This is a genomic window from Streptomyces sp. NPDC057137 (assembly GCF_042670825.1).
Lineage (GTDB): Bacteria > Actinomycetota > Actinomycetes > Streptomycetales > Streptomycetaceae > Streptomyces.
The window spans coordinates 1-14,807 of the sequence record NZ_JBHUUW010000056.1 but is presented as its reverse complement, the minus strand read 5'-3'; the positions used below and the strand labels follow the sequence as shown (position 1 = coordinate 14,807).

Genomic DNA, 14,807 nt, shown 5'->3' with positions numbered 1-14,807 from the left:
TCCGGCGCGCCGCACGTTCCTTTCCCGCCATCGGCCGCGGGCACGCTCGCCTGGTGCTGACCCCGGGCGACGAATCACATATACGCAGATGCCGACTACTGGGGCTCACCGGTTCCGCGGCCGTGGCCGTCGGCGGCGAGAGTGCCGGTGCCCTGCCGGTCGGTGAGGCTCTCGCGCCGTCGTCGGAAGCGGCGGCGGTGGGTCTCTTCGGTGCCTACTTCGGGCTCGTGCTGCTCGTCGCGGCCTGGGCCTGGCTGGGCCGCGCCGTACGCGGATCACGGCCGCCCGATACGCGCGGCATGGTGGTCACGCTCGTCGTGTGGGCCGCGCCGCTGCTGATCGCCCCACCGCTGTTCAGCCGCGACGTGTACAGCTATCTGGCGCAGGGCGCGATGGTGGACGCCCGGATCGACGTGTACACCCACGGCCCCGACCGGCTCGGCGGTCCGCTCGCCGCGCAGGTCGCGCCCATCTGGCAGGACACGCCGACCCCGTACGGCCCGTTGTTCCTGTCGTTCGCCTCGCTGATCGCTCGCGCCTCACGGGCCGAACTCTCGGCCGGAGTGCTCGGCATGCGGCTGGTCGCGCTGCTCGGCGTGGGCCTGATGGTGCTGTCGCTGGTGCTGCTCGCCCGTCGCGCCGGAACCGCCCCGGCCGCCGCGCTGTGGCTGGGGGCGCTCAATCCGCTGCTTCTGCTGCACCTGGTGGCCGGCGCGCACAACGACGCCGTGATGCTGGGGCTCCTGGGCATGGCGCTCGTGGCCGCGAAGGGCCGCTTCCCCTTGCTGGGCGCGGTCCTGATGACTCTTGCCGCGCTGGTCAAGGCACCCGCCGCGCTGGGGCTGTTGGCCGTCGCCGCGTTCTGGGCCGGCGGGCTCACGGGCCGGTACCGATGGCTCAGAGCGGCGTGCGCGGTCACCGGTGCCGCCGTCGCGACGACCGCCGCGGTGACAGCGATCGCGGGCACCGGCTACGGCTGGATCGGCGCCCTCAACACCCCGGTGTCCCGCCACAATTGGGCCCTCACCTCCCTCCTCGGCCGAATGACCGCGTCGGCGCTGCGCGGCGCGGGCAGCGACCTGGCACCGTTCGCCCTCGACGCCTGGCGTGCGGTCGGCCTGGCGGCGACGGCCGTCGCCGTGCTGCTGGTGTGGCTGCGCCGCCCCCGGCACAGCCCCGTGTACGCGCTGGGCCTCAGCCTGATCGCCGTCGCCGTCCTGGGCCCGGCGATCCGCCCCTGGTACGTGCTGTGGGGCCTGTTCCCGCTGGCGGCAGCCGCCCCACCGGGCGCGGCGCGCCGGGTGGTGGCCATTGCCAGCGGGGTGCTCGCGCTGGCCCAACTGCCCAGCGGACTCGCCGCGGACGGCCTCCAGTTGGCGCTCGCGACATGCGGCGGAGTGTTCGCGCTGGTCGCGCTCTGGTGGGTGCGCGAGATGTCCGGCGACGAAGTACCGCTGACCGTGCGGCAACCGGGGAGGGCGGCATGACGGAGTGGGGCCTGACGGGGGCGTGGTCCGCGTCGCGGCGCCGCGGGCGTCTGCTCCTGGGCCTGCTGTGCGCGGGCGTGACGACTTTCGTCGCGACCGTGCCGTACCACCGCGACTGGTTCGACCTGTGGGTCTACTACGACGCCGTACGCCACTGGACCGATGCCCGGGGCGGACTGCGCGGCGCCGGGCTCTACGACTACCGGGTGCCCGGCCAGGCGTACGGATTCACCTACCCGCCCTTCGCCGCCCTGTGCGTGCTGCCGCTGTCGCTGCTCAGCTGGCCCGCCGCGCTCACCGCGGGCATCGTGGCGAACCTCGGCGCCCTGGCCCTGATCCTGCGGCGGCTCGCCGAGCCGGTGATCCGCCGTCACGGCCTGGACCGGTGGACCTCGTACGTCCTGATCCTGTGCCTGCTCGCACTGCTGGAACCGGTCTACGACAGCATCAGCTTCGGCCAGGTCAACCTCCTCCTGCTGGCTCTCGTCCTCACCGACGCCCGTCTGCTGTCCACCGGCAGCCGGTGGGCCGGCATCGGTATCGGACTCGCCGCGGCGGTCAAGCTCACCCCCGCGATCTTCATCGGCTACCTCCTCGTCACCCGCCGGTGGCGTGCCGCCGGCACGGCCGTCGCCGTCGCCGTGGGCGCGACCCTGCTCGCCATATGGCTCGCACCGGGTGCCTCGCACGCGTACTGGACATCGGCCCTCTGGGACACGAGCCGTATCGGCGACCTGGGTTACGTCTCCAACCAGTCCTGGCAGGGCGTCCTCGCCCGGCTCTCCGCACCGGCCGAACCCGACCGGCTGTGGTGGGCCTGCGGCGTCGTCGCCGTCGTCGGCGTCTGGGCGTACCGGGTCGACAAGGCCAGAGCGGTGGGCGACGTGCGCGGCGGCATCGCGCTGACCGGCGCCGCCGCGTGCCTCGTCAGCCCGGTCACCTGGGTGCACCACCTCGTCTGGCTGCTCCCGGCGCTCGCCGTCCTCGCCGACCGGGCCCTCCAACCGCCGCGCCGCGGCCGCCCGTTGATCGCGGCGGTCGCGGTGTACGTGATCCTGTGCAGCTATGTCGTATGGCTGTGGCGGTACGACGCGAGCGGCATCGACGGGTTCATCGGCGCCAACACGTTCGTCTGGACGGAACTCGCGCTGCTCCTGACGCTCCCCGTCCGGCCGCCGGACCCGGCGTTCAGAGCACTTTCCGGCGGACCAGTACGGCCAGCACCAGAGCCCCGGGGAGCAGCGGCAGCCACACCGTGACGATGCGGAATCCGAGGACCGCGGCGGTCGCCACGGAGACCGGGGAGCCCGCGCCGACGAGCGCGATGAGCAGCGCCGCCTCGACGGAGCCGATCCCGCCCGGGGTCGGCACGATCCCGGCGACGATCCCGGCGGCCAGGTAGGCGATCATGATGTCGACGGTGGGCACCGGCATCTGCAGCGCGCGGGCCACCGTGACCATGACGCAGGCCTGGAGCGTGGGGAAGGCCAGTGCCCCGGTCCACAGGGCGATCGCCCGGGCGGGCCTGGCGTGCAGGGCGCGCGCGTCGGTCAGCGCGGTCCGCAGAAAGTCCCGGACGAAGCCGCGCAGCGGCCGTACCGACCACAGCACCAGCGCCACCAGCGTGAGTCCGCCGACCAGGATGAGCAGCGCGAGGATCCCGTACTCCGCCGGCAGCAGCGCGCCCAGCGGGACGGCTCCCGGGTGGGCGGCCATGAGCGTGAGCAGCAGGGCGTACCGGCCGATCGGCTGGGCCAGCGAGTAGAGGGCGAGCGCGGCCAAGGACCGCGCGGTGGATATCCCGCAGCCCCGGAAGAACCGCAGCGTCACCATGTGCGCGCCGAGGCCGCCGGGCAGCAGATGGTTCGCCGACCCGGCCGCGATCTGGGAGGCCAACAGCCGCCCGGCGGGCAGCCGTTCCATGACGGTGCCCTGGCGCAGCAGGCAGACCGGTATCCAGCACGCCCCGGTCACGACGACCGAGGCCAGCAGCCAGTTCCGGTCCGCGCCGCGCAGCTCGTCGAGGCCCGCGAGGATCACCGGCCAGTTTCCTGCCACCCAGGCGGTCACGAGGAGAAGGACGACGAGACAGAGCAACTGCCGCAACGGCAAGCGCCGCAGTGCGGAGGGCAGGGTCATCGACATGGCGCAGCAGTCCTTCCATGACCCGCCAAGGCGCGGGCGAGGGTCTCCTCCAAGAGATGCCCACTCCGCGCGACTTCGCGGTGTCCTCCGCCCGTCGACTGGCCGAACGGCCCCAGCCTGTGTGCTGTGCGGATGTTGCCACCGCCCGACTTCGGCCAGATGTGCGGGACACGCGAGGAGACGGGCACCGTATCCGGCCAACGACGGCCGGACGTATTGCCCGCCTTGTCGGCCCGTGCGAGGTTTGCCGTCGGGCAGGAGAACCGACCATAGGGGGAGAATCGTATGCGTACCAGGATCTGGGCTGCGGGCGTCGCGCTGGGGGCCGTCATGCTGGCAGGGGGCGCCGTCGCGGCACCCGCATCGGCCGCCGCGTCGGCACCCGCATCGGCACCCGTGCTCGTGGGTTACTACGACACCATCGAGGAGTGCTTCGAGGTGGGCCAGACACAGGTCGGCGAGCACGCGTGCGTCCGCACCGGCGCCAGGTGGGCGCTGTACGTCTACGCGTAACGGGCAGGATCCACTCTTCGCGTTCATGCCCGGACGTGTGATCGCTGACGAGTGCCGCGTCGCACCGACCCGCACCATGTGAGAACCGAGGCACCGGCGGGGGCCGACGGGTTGGGGAGGAGAGCATGGACCCCGTCCGGCCGGCCGGGGCACCCTGACGGATGGCGACAAAACCGGTTGGCAGGAGGCGACGGCCGCGGGGATAGTCCGGGAGTGACCCCTGCCGCCGAAGCCGACGCCAACGCCGACACCGGGCCGCGACGCCCGCGACGCGCCCCCCGTCCGCACCGCCCCGCGTGGGCCGGCCGCAACTACACACTGCTGACCGCCGCGGCGATCGCCACGAATCTGGGCAGCCAAGGCGCCCTGATCGCCTCGGCGTTCGCGGTGCTGGAGTCCGGCGGCGACGCGGGCGACGTGGGGCTCGTGGCGGCGGCCCGTACGATTCCGCTCGTTCTCTTCCTGCTGATCGGCGGCGCGTTGGCGGACCGGCTGCCCCGGCACCGGGTGATGGTCGCCGCCAACGCTGTCAACTGCGTCTCGCAGGCCACCTTCGCCGTTCTGGTCCTCATGGGCGACGCACGGCTGTGGCAGATGATGGCGCTGGCCGCACTGGGCGGCACGGGCCACGCCTTCTTCAGCCCGGCCTCCGAGGGCATGCTGATGTCCAGCGTCGACGGTGAACAGGCGGGCCGTGCCTTCGCCCTCTACCGGATGTCGATGCACGGCGCCGGGATCGGCGGCGCCGCCCTGGGCGGGGCGCTCGTCGCGGTGATCGGCCCCGGCTGGGTACTGGCCGTCGACTCCGCCGCCTTCCTGGTGGCCGGGGCGCTGCGCGCCTTCCTCGACGTCAGCCATATCCCGGCACGGGAGCCCGGCGGCGGGATGGTCGCAGATCTGCGCGACGGCTGGCACGAGTTCATCGGCAGACCGTGGCTCTGGGCGATCGTCGTCCAGTTCGCGGTGGTCAACGCGGTCGTCGTGGCGGCCCAGTCGGTATATGGGCCGCTGGTCGCCCGCGACGAGCTGGGCGGGGCCGGCCCCTGGGGCCTGGCACTCGCCGCGTTCGGCGCGGGCACCGTGGGAGGCGCGCTGGTGATGATGCGCTGGAGGCCGCGGCGGCTGCTGCTCGCGGGCACGCTCTGCGTCTTCCCGCTCGCACTGCCGGCCGCCGGGCTCGCGGTCCCGCTGCCGGGCGCGGGGCTGGCGGTGGTGATGTTCCTGACGGGGCTGTCGATCGAGGTCTTCGGGGTGTCGTGGATGACCGCGCTGCATCAGGAGATCGCCGAGGAGAAACTCTCCCGGGTCTCCGCGTACGACATGCTCGGCTCGATCGGGATGATTCCGGTGGCCACCGCGCTCGCCGGACCCGCGGAGAGCGCCTTCGGGCGCACGTACGCCCTGTGGGGCTGCTCGGCGTTGGTCGTCCTGCTGACGGCCGCGGTCCTGGCCGTGCCGGACGTACGCCGGCTGACGCGCCGCTCCACCACGCCGCCGGCGGGGACGCGGAACGGCGAGAAGACCATCACAGTGTCGGCCGACGCCGAAGGCGCCGTCGGGCGGGCGGGGTGACGGCACGGCACCGCCGTTCCGCACAGAAGTGCCAACCAAGGTGACGAGTCCGGTCCCGAGGCAAAGGTCCGGAGCCCGGCGCCAGGCTGAGCAGTGGGGCCGCTTCACGCACGCCGGCCGAGCCGTCGCCGCGTCGTCGGCGTCCAACGGGTGAGCGAAGCCGACGGCAAGGGGTCCCGCTTCTTCACACGGGGCGCAGGATGCCGTCAGGATCGGCGCGCGCCGCCTCGACGAACTCCTCGAAGTCCACATTCGCGAGCGACAGGTTCGCGTGCACGTCATGCACAGCGGCCGGCGTGGTCCTGAACTCACGGGCCGGTGGAGAGTCGACGAGTTCCTGCTAGGACATCGGGTCGAGATCCTCGTCCTGGCCCTCGTCCGAGACGTCGACGGCATCGTGCCGATCACGAACAGCGCCCCGACGCAGTCCAGAATGCCGCTATGGCCGAAGACGAACAGAACGACAGGGAATCGTGTTCATTCCTGGTGCGCGCGACGGAGGTGGCTCGGCTGCTGGGTGTCGATGACGTGGCCATGAAGCCGGAGGAACGCAGCGCCCGCCATCTCGCCCATGCGGTGCGTAAGCCCCTCCTGGAACGTGCGGGTCTGCCCGAGGAGTTGTTCGCCCCGTTGATGGCGGCAGCCGTACACGACCCGGATCCCAGCTTCTGCCGTTGGTTCGTCGAACCGGCGCTCTACGCATTCGGACGCCGCCGTGTGATGGCCGCATTGGTCGACCGTCTACGGGCCGGTACGGATGTTGAGCGAGCGGGTGCTGTGCGGGCCTGGTACTGGGCCCACTTGCCCATACGCGCAGATCGGTCCCCCGCGTATGGACCTGGTGGGGTACGTGATCCTGCCCTGGACGAGTCGCGAGACATCAAGGACGCCTGGTTGGAGGCGTCAATGCAGGTGTTCGCCGAGGCCACCGATCTGCGGATGCGCCACCGTGTCCTGCTGGACCTGCCCACCTCCCGGGCGGCGTACCCACCACGCCTGCACAAACTGCTCGCGAGCACCCGCGCGTCCGCCCAGGCCCACCCCGACGGGCACATTCGCCGCTGGGCCGCCGGAGCGGACCACGATGAACTCTGAGCCAAGCCGTCACCCGCGAGCCTTGGGTCGCACGTGTACGTCGAACGTGGTCGCCGCGTGGCTCAGCTGTACCGCCATCGCGGGATTGAGCCCGACATCCAGGTGGAGGCAGCAGTGAGAATCCCTGACATGTCGCACGGTGCGCGTCTCACCGCCCATAGCGCCGTCTCCACATCCCTGGCCCTGCGCAGTGATCGCGCACTGCACGAGCTGGTGGACACGGCGGTGCCGATCGGATCCGGCATCGGCGGGAAGTCGTCCCTGCTGGATGTCGCCGGAACCCCGGTCTTCGTGAAGCGGGTGCCCCTCACCGACTTGGAGAGGCAACCGGAGCACGTCCGGTCCACGGGGAACCTGTTCGAGCTGCCCGACTTCTGTCACTACGGCGTCGGCACCCTCGCCGGGCCGGGTTTCGGGGCCTGGAGAGAACTCGCCGTGCACACCATGACGACGAACTGGGTGCTCGCGGCGGAACACGAGGGCTTCCCCCTGATGTACCACTGGCGAGTGCTGCCGGACGCGACGCCCCTGCCCGAGGACCTGGCCGACATCGAACGGGCTGTTGCTTACCGGGGCGGCGGATCGCAGGTACGCCGCCGGATCGAGGCTCTGCAGCAGTCCTCGGCGAGCGTCGCGCTGTTCCTGGAGTACATCCCGCAGAACCTGCACCAGTGGCTGGGCACCCAGGTCGAAGCAGGCGACGAGGTCGCCAACCGGGCCTGCACCATGGTGGAGAGAGAACTGGCAGCCGGCGTCTCGTTCATGAACAGCCGCGGGCTCCTGCACTTCGACGCGCACTTCGAGAACATCCTGACCGACGGTGAGCGCCTCTACTTCGCGGACTACGGTCTCGCGATCTCCTCCCGGTTCGAACTGTCGCAGGACGAGGCCGGCTTCTTCGACCGGCATGAGACCTACGACCGCTGTTTCACCGCCACGTATCTGGTGAACTGGCTTGTCACCGCTCTGTTCGGATACCGGAGGGAGGACCGGGACGGCCGCTACGAGCTGGTGCGCGCCTACGCGGAGGGCAAACGTCCCACCGGAATCCCGGAGGAGGCCGCAGCGATCCTCGCCCGGCACGCGCCGATCGCCGCCGTGATGTCGGACTTCAACCTCAAGTTCCAGCGCCGGAGCAGGCAGACCCCGTATCCGCTGGAGGAGATCCACCGGATCGGCCGCATGGACAGCCCATCCGTCGACTGACGAACCTGTCAGACAGGGCGACTATGCGTAAGCGCCTGGCGATCGCCGCAATTGCCCGTAAAGTCGGGTCAGTTGACGGAAGGAACCGAGATGTCCGATGACCTGACCGAACTGCGGCGGGTTGGTCGTGTGCTGGATGAGGCGCGTGCCCTGTTGGAGAGTGAACGAAAGCGTCTGGGGCTGCAGCAGGGACCGAGGTCGTCCAGAGACGGGACCGCAGGCAGCGCCGCGCAGACGTTGCTCGGGGCCGGGGAACTGTCCGACGGTGTGAACAGCGCGCTCAAGTGGGTTGCCCTGGCGGCCGGATACTCCGCCATCGGCCTGGACCGGCGGGCCGACCACGCGCTGGGTATGGCACGCATGAAACCGGTGGGTTTCCCCTTCGGCGCCGATCGCATGTCGCGTCCGCTCGGCGAGGACACCGTACGGGCGATGGAGTTGGTCCGAGACCTCGACTTCTTCCCCGGTGAGGTCGGGATCGCGGTCGACGTGGCCCTCGCCGCTCCGCAGGCGACGTATCCGCCGGCCAGTTGGGATCTGGACCTGCAGCAGCAACGGGGCCGGTCCGACCGGCCCTGACGAATCGGTCGTCATTGGTCGTCATGGATCGTCGCAGCCTCCGGACGACGTAGCCGTGGGCGAGGGCGGCCAGGACGATGTCGACATGATTGTCGTGCCGTATCCGTCAGCGAACTCATAAAACACGTGTACGGCACGGCCACCGTCGCCGGTCACGGCACGCTCGGCCCTTCCAGGTAGCCGCCACTGGTGTCGTACGGCCATGCGTTGGCCCGGCATCCGTGCAGACCGTCTATCTGCTGCATCATCACCGGTGCCGGGCGGCCGGGGCCGGGGCAGCTCTCGTGGCCGTGGCCGATCCGGTGGCCCACCTCATGGTTGATGATCAGGGCGCGGTACTCGTGCAGCGAGCCGGGGAACTGAGGGGATCCCGTCAGCCAGCGCTTGAGGTTGACGATCACCTGATTGCCCACGTTGCAGTTGACCTCTCCCCGTGTGCGCAGACCCGCGGCGCCGCAGATCCGGTCCACCGTGTCCGGCGTTGCGATCTTCACCTCGAAGTCGCTCTGCCCGGAGGAGACCAACTGGAAGCCGTCGTGGCCGTTCGCGGTCCACCCGCGCCGGTCGCCGAGGACGGCCGCTATCTCCTTCGCCGCGGTGGATGCCGACACCCCGGTCCCTCCTTCGGCCTGCACGGTGTAGCGGCGGATGGTGCCCTTGCCGACGGGGCCGCCGTTCGCGGCCGCTGTGCTGAACACCCCGGTTCCGCTCTTGGCCACCCGACGGTCGGCGGAGGACTCCTTGGTTTGCGGCGAGGACGCGGACGCCGAGGAGGAGGGCGAGGGTGACGGGGACCCGTTGGCCGGTCCCTGCGGCGACGGCGGGAGTGTCGCCGAAGGCGGATGGGGCGAGGTGGCGGCCTGGTCGGCCGAGTGCGGGTCATCGCTCTGCCAGCGGACGGCGCCGAAGGCCGTCAGGGCCACCGCGGCCACCGCTGCCAGCCCCAGCAGACGGCGGCGCCGGGCGGCCCGCTCGCGGACCCTTCGGCGGCGGGTGCGGGCAGGGTGCTGGGATCGTCTGCCGCGTCGGTTGTCGGCATGGCGCATGAGGCAGCGAATTCCCCTCGTCGACGGCACCGTGCGACCGGGCCGGTTCCTGCCCCGGTTTCGGAGCGGACCCAGGCTGCGGAACTCGCATGACCGATCCTGGTGCAGAAGATCACGAGAAGATAACGGCACGCCCCGTCCTGCGCTGCGCACGTCCTGCGCAGCGCACGTCCCCCGCGCCGCGCGCCTCACGCGGCGCACGCCTCACCTCACGCGGCCGGCACTACGCACAGCCGAGGCGGGCGGTGCATAAGACCATCGCGTAACAGCCCTCTCGGCGAGGCCGTGATCGCACAGGCGTTCACCTGGACGCACGCATACTGGGGCGCATGTCCCGCGTACTTCTCATCGAGGATGACGATGCCGTCCGCCGGGCCGTCGGCCTGGGGCTGAGACGCCAGGGGCACGACGTCCACGCGGTGGCGACCGGAGAGGAAGGCCTCGGCCAACTGGCCTCGTTCCGGCCCGACGTCGTGGTGCTCGACCTCATGCTGCCCGGCATGGGCGGTCTCGACGTATGCCGCCAGGTCCGCGACCGCGAGCAGGTGCCGATCATCATCGTGACCGCCAAGGGCGACGACGTGGACGTGGTCGTCGGACTGGAGGTCGGCGCCGACGACTACGTCGTGAAACCGGTCCAGGCACGCGTCCTCGACGCCCGGATCCGCGCCGTCCTGCGCCGCCTCGACGCACCGGCCCCCGGTCACGCCCGGCCCCGGGCCGAGTCCCACGGCCCGCTGACCATCGACCGGGCCGGCCTCGTGGTGACCCACCACGGAGAGCGGGTCCTCCTCGCCGCCTCCGAACTGCGACTGCTGCTGACCCTGTCGGCGTCCCCGGGCCAGGTGCTCAGCCGCCAGCAACTCCTCGAAACGGTGTGGGAGCACAGCTACCACGGCGACATCCGGCTCGTCGACGCGTGCGTGAAACGCCTGCGCGCGAAACTCGGCGAGGCCGGCCGGGCGTCAGGCTGCATCGAGACCGTACGCGGCTTCGGCTACAGCTTCCGCGTGGCACGGGACGCATGAACGCTCCGTGGCGCGAACGGGAAGGGGACGCCCGGACGGTCGGCGAACGCGTCCCGGAGGGAGGCCGGCACAAGCGACGGGAACCCGAGCGCGTACAAGCGCAGACACCTCTCCAGGCACAGGGGCCGTCCCGGAGAGAGCCGGCATCGGACGCCGGGAAGCGACGCCGGTTCCGCCCGCGCTCCCTACGCGTGCGGCTCGTGTTCTCCTTCGTTCTCGTTGCCGCGCTCAGCGCTCTTGGCACTGGCGCGCTCACCTTCCAGCAGGCGCGCACCGGTGTGCTGCAGCAGAGCCAGGACACGGTCGTCAACCAGTTCCGGCGGAGCGTCGACGCCGCCATCCCCGGGCTGACTCCCACCCTCGGCCAGGAGGAACTCGACAGCCTGGTGGGACGGCTCGCACGCGAACACCAGGCCCAGCAGGGGACGGTCCTGGCGACCTACGGCGATCTGCGCGCCGCCTCGGCCGGCCCGACCGCCCCGGACGTACTGACGCCCGCACTGCGCGCCTCTGTGGAACAGCGCGCGGTCGCGGTCTTCCAGCGTGTACAGACGGGAGACCACTCGTCTCTCGTCGTCGGCCTGCCCGTCACGTACACCGACGGCCCTTACACCTCACGCACGTTGTCGGGGCTCACGCTCTACCTCGTCGTGCCCCAGAAGAGCGAACAGGCGTACGTGGACGCGCTGGTCAGGGCTGTCGAGCGGGCCACTCTGCCCGCCCTCGGCCTTGCCGCCCTGCTGGCGCTGCTTCTGGCGCGCGGTGTCCTTCGGCCGGTACGGGCGCTGCGCCGGGCGACCAGGCGCATGGCCGACGGCCACCTCGACACCCGGCTCAGCGTCCAAGGCTCCGACGAACTGGCCGACCTCGCCGAAGCGTTCAACGACACCGCCGCCGCGCTGGAGGAGTCCGTCACCGAACTGCGCCGCATGGAGGCCGGAGCACGCCGCTTCGCGGCCGACGTCTCGCACGAACTGCGAACGCCTCTGAGCGCCATGACGGCGGTCACCGACGTGCTCGCCGAGGAGATGCCCGGCCTCGATGGTGACGCCGCCGACGCGGTACGCCTCATCACCGAGGAGACCGTGCGACTCGCACGACTCGTGGACGACCTCATGGAGATCTCCCGCTTCGACGCCCACGCGGCCGAACTGGGCCTGGACGAACTCGACCTGGCCGAGTCGCTGCGACGCACGCTCTCCATCCGGGGCTGGCTCCACGACGTGGACACCGACCTGCCCGACGGCATACGGGCACGCGTCGATCCGCGCCGCCTCGATGTCGTGGTCGCCAACCTCGTGGGCAACGCGCTGCGGCACGGAGGACAGCCGGTGGCCCTGACCCTGCGTCGCACACCGCACGGCCCGACAGGGCCTCGGCCGGTGAGGGGAGAAGCGGAGACGCAGTGCCCCGTAGTGGTGATCGAGGTGTCCGACCGGGGGCCCGGCGTCCCGGAGGCAGCGCTGCCGCAGCTCTTCGACCGCTTCTTCAAGGTGAGTTCGGCTCGCAGCCGCAGCGAGAGCAGCGGTCTGGGCCTCGCGATCACACAGGAGAACGTCCACCTGCACGGCGGACGTATCCGAGCTGCGAACCGCCCCGGCGGCGGAGCGGTCTTCACGGTGGAACTTCCCCTACGACCGCACGGAACACGCGAGCCGCAGCGGCACGGGGAGCAGCCCATCGCGCTCAGGAAGGGAGAGGACGAGTGACACGACGGACGGCGACGGCCCTCGCGGTGACGGCGGCCGCTCTGTGTCTGGCATCAGGCTGCGGAGTGCCGCCCTCGGGGGTCGTCGAGGTCGGTGAACCGGCCACCGGCATGGCACTTTCGAACGCGGTCTACTTCCTCGACCGCGCGGGGCCTGGGACAACGGACGCGCAGCCGGCCGACGGAGTGGTCCTGCGCGCGGTGGCCCGTGACCGGATCCCGGGCCTGGATCCGGTGACCTCGGCCGTACGACAACTGCTCGCCGGTCCGACCCGCGCGGAATCGGAAGGCCTCGCGACCGCGCTGCCCCCGAACATAGGCCGCCCGGAGGTAACCCTCGGGAGAGACCGGGAGGCCGGCACTGTCGTGATCCGGTTTCCCGCGGGTACGCCTCGGCTCGGCGTCGCCGCGCTGCGTCAACTCTCCTGCACCGTCGGGCTGGCCGTCCGCGCCGGAGCCGCACAGAGCACGGGGGGCACGGGTGGTGCGGGGGGCGGGGAAGGTCGGACGGCGCCGACGTCGACCCCCTCGCCGGGCGTCATTCCCGACCTCTCTCCACGTCCTGCGGCCCGGATCATCGTCGAGGGAGCAGGCGGGCAACCCGTACCGGCGATCGAGGCGTGTCTTTCGCCCTAAGGCCCGGCTCCGGTTCATTTCCAGGTCTCTTCTCCAGGTCCTGGGTCAGACGGATTGGCCGATGAGGCTTGCTGCCCTCTCCGCGATGGCGATGACCGATGCGTTGATATTGACCGCAGGCAGGACGGGAATGACGGAAGCGTCGGCGACGCGCAGCCCCCGCAAGCCGCGGACCCGGAGTTCGGGGTCGACCACCGACAAATCATCGGTGCCCATTCTGCAGGTGCCGGCCGCATGCCATTCGGTGACAGTGGTACTGCGGATGTGGTCGCGAAGTTCGTCGTCGCCCTGTACATCCGGTCCTGGGAACAGTTCCGTTTCTCGCCAGGGTGCCAGAGCGGGTGCCTCGCCGATGGACCGGGATACGCGCAGCGCGGCCAGGAGCGTTTCGAGGTCGCGCTCGTCGGTGAGGTACTGGGGGTCCAGGACCGGGTGCTGTGCCGGGTCGGAACTTGCCAGGCGCAGCGTTCCCCTGCTGTGAGGCCGGGCAAGAACGGTCATGATGCTGTAGCCCTGTTCCGGCAGTTCCTCGACGCCGGGAGCGAACGGCATGTCGATGGCGAAAATCAGCATGTCCGGGTGGGCGGACCCCGGGGAGCTGCGTAGAAGTCCCATCATCTCGCCGTGGTTGTTCTTGCCTTGGGGGATGGGCCGGGAGGCCTTGTACATGATCGGGACTTCGATGTGGTTCTGCAGGTTCTCTCCCACACCGGGCAGATCGACGACCGTCTCGATGCCGACGTCGTTCAGATGGGACGACGGGCCGATCCCGGACAGCAGCAGCAACTGGGCGGAGCCGATGACGCCGGCGGTCAGTACGACCTCCTGGAGCCCCCGCGCCCGCAGCATGACTCCTTCGACCTCGTACTCCACCCCCGTGCACCGGTCGTCCTCGAAGGTCAGCCGGTGGGCGAGCGCGTCGGTGACGACGGTCAGGTTCGGGCGGTCCAGATGAGGAAGCAGATAGGCGTCTGCGGCGCTCTGACGTACGCCCTCGACGATGTTCAGGTCGTACCAGCCCGCACCCTCCGGACTTTCGCCGCTGAGGTCCTCCGTGCTCGGATACCCGGTCTCGACCACGGCGTCGAAGAGGGCCTCGGCCAGCGGATTGCGGTTCTTCGCCGGGGCGACCTTCAGTGGGCCCGATGTTCCCCGGAGGGCCGGGTCACGTCCCTGGGTGGTCTCACTGCGCTTGAAGAACGGCAGCATGTCCGCGTACGTCCAGCCGGAGGCACCGGATTCTTCCCAGGCGTCGTACGAGTGTCGGTCACCCCGGAGAAACGCCATTGCGTTGATGCTGCTGGAGCCGCCCAACACCTTGCCCCGGGGCCAGAAATGCTCCACGTTGTTCGTGCCCTTTTGCGGAACGGTGGTGTACTTCCAGTCCACATCGCTGCCGAGAAGCCCGAACCAGGCCGGCGGAACACCCATGATGTCCGGCCCCTGAGCGGGACCGGCTTCCAGCAGGAGTACCCGGGAGCTTCCGTTCTCGGACAGTCTGCTCGCGATCACACAGCCCGCGCTCCCAGCCCCGACGACGACGTAATCATAATCAGACTCGACAGTCATAATTCGTCCTCACGTTTTCGAGCGCGGGGTTATTGCCTTGGGGCATCTGCAGTATCGGCCCCCGCATGATAGTCAACCAGTCGATGAATCGATCCCGAATCAATACGCGTCGAGTGGGTCTGGATAAACGCGTCAATGCGGGGGCCGGCAATCCGCCGTAGGGCCGGCGCATTTCGAGAGCGACGACACCGGGACTTTCGGCGTACGGCAGCAGGGCCCGGAC

At 70.5% G+C, this 14,807-nt stretch carries 13 protein-coding genes and 1 pseudogene; 10 read left to right on the top strand and 4 right to left on the bottom strand.

Going from position 1 to position 14,807, the window contains the following annotated elements:
- Window positions 1–56 precede the first annotated feature (56 nt).
- Both mptB and ACFT9I_RS31310 read left to right on the top strand, forming a co-directional pair.
- Entirely contained in the window at window positions 57–1,487 is a 1,431-nt protein-coding gene (gene mptB, locus ACFT9I_RS31315) for a polyprenol phosphomannose-dependent alpha 1,6 mannosyltransferase MptB (protein ID WP_382569877.1), read from the top strand.
- Window positions 1,484–2,746, top strand: coding sequence for a glycosyltransferase 87 family protein (locus tag ACFT9I_RS31310; RefSeq protein ID WP_382569816.1), 1,263 nt, complete (start codon window positions 1,484–1,486; stop codon window positions 2,744–2,746). The genes mptB and ACFT9I_RS31310 overlap by 4 nt, the downstream gene beginning before the upstream one ends.
- On the opposite strand, the gene ACFT9I_RS31305 is transcribed toward ACFT9I_RS31310, so the two are convergent.
- Complete coding sequence (locus ACFT9I_RS31305) at window positions 2,676–3,632, bottom strand: YbhN family protein (protein ID WP_382569814.1); 957 nt, start codon at window positions 3,630–3,632, stop codon at window positions 2,676–2,678. The genes ACFT9I_RS31310 and ACFT9I_RS31305 overlap by 71 nt on opposite strands.
- A 285-nt stretch (window positions 3,633–3,917) precedes the next feature.
- On the opposite strand from ACFT9I_RS31305, the gene ACFT9I_RS31300 reads away from it, so the two are divergent.
- Both ACFT9I_RS31300 and ACFT9I_RS31295 read left to right on the top strand, forming a co-directional pair.
- Entirely contained in the window at window positions 3,918–4,145 is a 228-nt protein-coding gene (locus tag ACFT9I_RS31300; RefSeq protein WP_382569812.1) for a hypothetical protein, read from the top strand.
- Between the two features lie 318 nt (window positions 4,146–4,463).
- On the top strand, window positions 4,464–5,717 hold the full coding sequence (locus ACFT9I_RS31295) for an MFS transporter (RefSeq protein ID WP_382569875.1): 1,254 nt from the start codon (window positions 4,464–4,466) through the stop codon (window positions 5,715–5,717).
- 184 nt (window positions 5,718–5,901) lie between these two features.
- Here the strand turns inward: ACFT9I_RS31295 and ACFT9I_RS31290 are convergent.
- Window positions 5,902–6,033: pseudogene (locus ACFT9I_RS31290) on the bottom strand (DUF6924 domain-containing protein); the annotation flags it as partial.
- A 125-nt stretch (window positions 6,034–6,158) separates the two neighbouring features.
- Between ACFT9I_RS31290 and ACFT9I_RS31285 the strand changes: the two are divergent.
- The 3 genes from ACFT9I_RS31285 to ACFT9I_RS31275 all read left to right on the top strand — a co-directional run bounded on the left by ACFT9I_RS31285 (window position 6,159) and on the right by ACFT9I_RS31275 (window position 8,597).
- Window positions 6,159–6,812 carry a hypothetical protein gene (locus ACFT9I_RS31285; protein ID WP_382569810.1) on the top strand — a complete coding sequence of 218 codons (654 nt, stop codon included), beginning with the start codon at window positions 6,159–6,161 and terminating at the stop codon, window positions 6,810–6,812.
- A 129-nt stretch (window positions 6,813–6,941) separates the two neighbouring features.
- Entirely contained in the window at window positions 6,942–8,018 is a 1,077-nt protein-coding gene (locus ACFT9I_RS31280) for a protein kinase family protein (protein WP_382569809.1), read from the top strand.
- 90 nt (window positions 8,019–8,108) lie between these two features.
- Window positions 8,109–8,597 carry a hypothetical protein gene (locus ACFT9I_RS31275; protein WP_382569807.1) on the top strand — a complete coding sequence of 163 codons (489 nt, stop codon included), beginning with the start codon at window positions 8,109–8,111 and terminating at the stop codon, window positions 8,595–8,597.
- 152 nt (window positions 8,598–8,749) lie between these two features.
- On the opposite strand, the gene ACFT9I_RS31270 is transcribed toward ACFT9I_RS31275, so the two are convergent.
- Entirely contained in the window at window positions 8,750–9,643 is an 894-nt protein-coding gene (locus ACFT9I_RS31270; RefSeq protein ID WP_382569805.1) for a DUF3152 domain-containing protein, read from the bottom strand.
- Window positions 9,644–9,972: 329 nt separating this feature from the next.
- Here ACFT9I_RS31270 and ACFT9I_RS31265 point away from each other — a divergent pair, with 329 nt between their 5' ends.
- Genes ACFT9I_RS31265 through ACFT9I_RS31255 form a run of 3 tightly spaced genes read left to right on the top strand, consistent with a single transcriptional unit; the run spans window position 9,973 to window position 13,015 of the window.
- Window positions 9,973–10,671 (top strand): response regulator, encoded by a 699-nt coding sequence (locus ACFT9I_RS31265; protein ID WP_382569803.1) that lies wholly within the window; start codon window positions 9,973–9,975, stop codon window positions 10,669–10,671.
- Window positions 10,668–12,380 carry an ATP-binding protein gene (locus tag ACFT9I_RS31260; protein ID WP_382569801.1) on the top strand — a complete coding sequence of 571 codons (1,713 nt, stop codon included), beginning with the start codon at window positions 10,668–10,670 and terminating at the stop codon, window positions 12,378–12,380. The genes ACFT9I_RS31265 and ACFT9I_RS31260 overlap by 4 nt, the downstream gene beginning before the upstream one ends.
- Window positions 12,377–13,015 (top strand): GerMN domain-containing protein, encoded by a 639-nt coding sequence (locus tag ACFT9I_RS31255; protein ID WP_382569799.1) that lies wholly within the window; start codon window positions 12,377–12,379, stop codon window positions 13,013–13,015. The genes ACFT9I_RS31260 and ACFT9I_RS31255 overlap by 4 nt, the downstream gene beginning before the upstream one ends.
- 45 nt (window positions 13,016–13,060) lie before the next feature.
- On the opposite strand, the gene ACFT9I_RS31250 is transcribed toward ACFT9I_RS31255, so the two are convergent.
- Window positions 13,061–14,584 (bottom strand): GMC family oxidoreductase, encoded by a 1,524-nt coding sequence (locus tag ACFT9I_RS31250; RefSeq protein WP_382569798.1) that lies wholly within the window; start codon window positions 14,582–14,584, stop codon window positions 13,061–13,063.
- Window positions 14,585–14,807 lie beyond the last annotated feature (223 nt).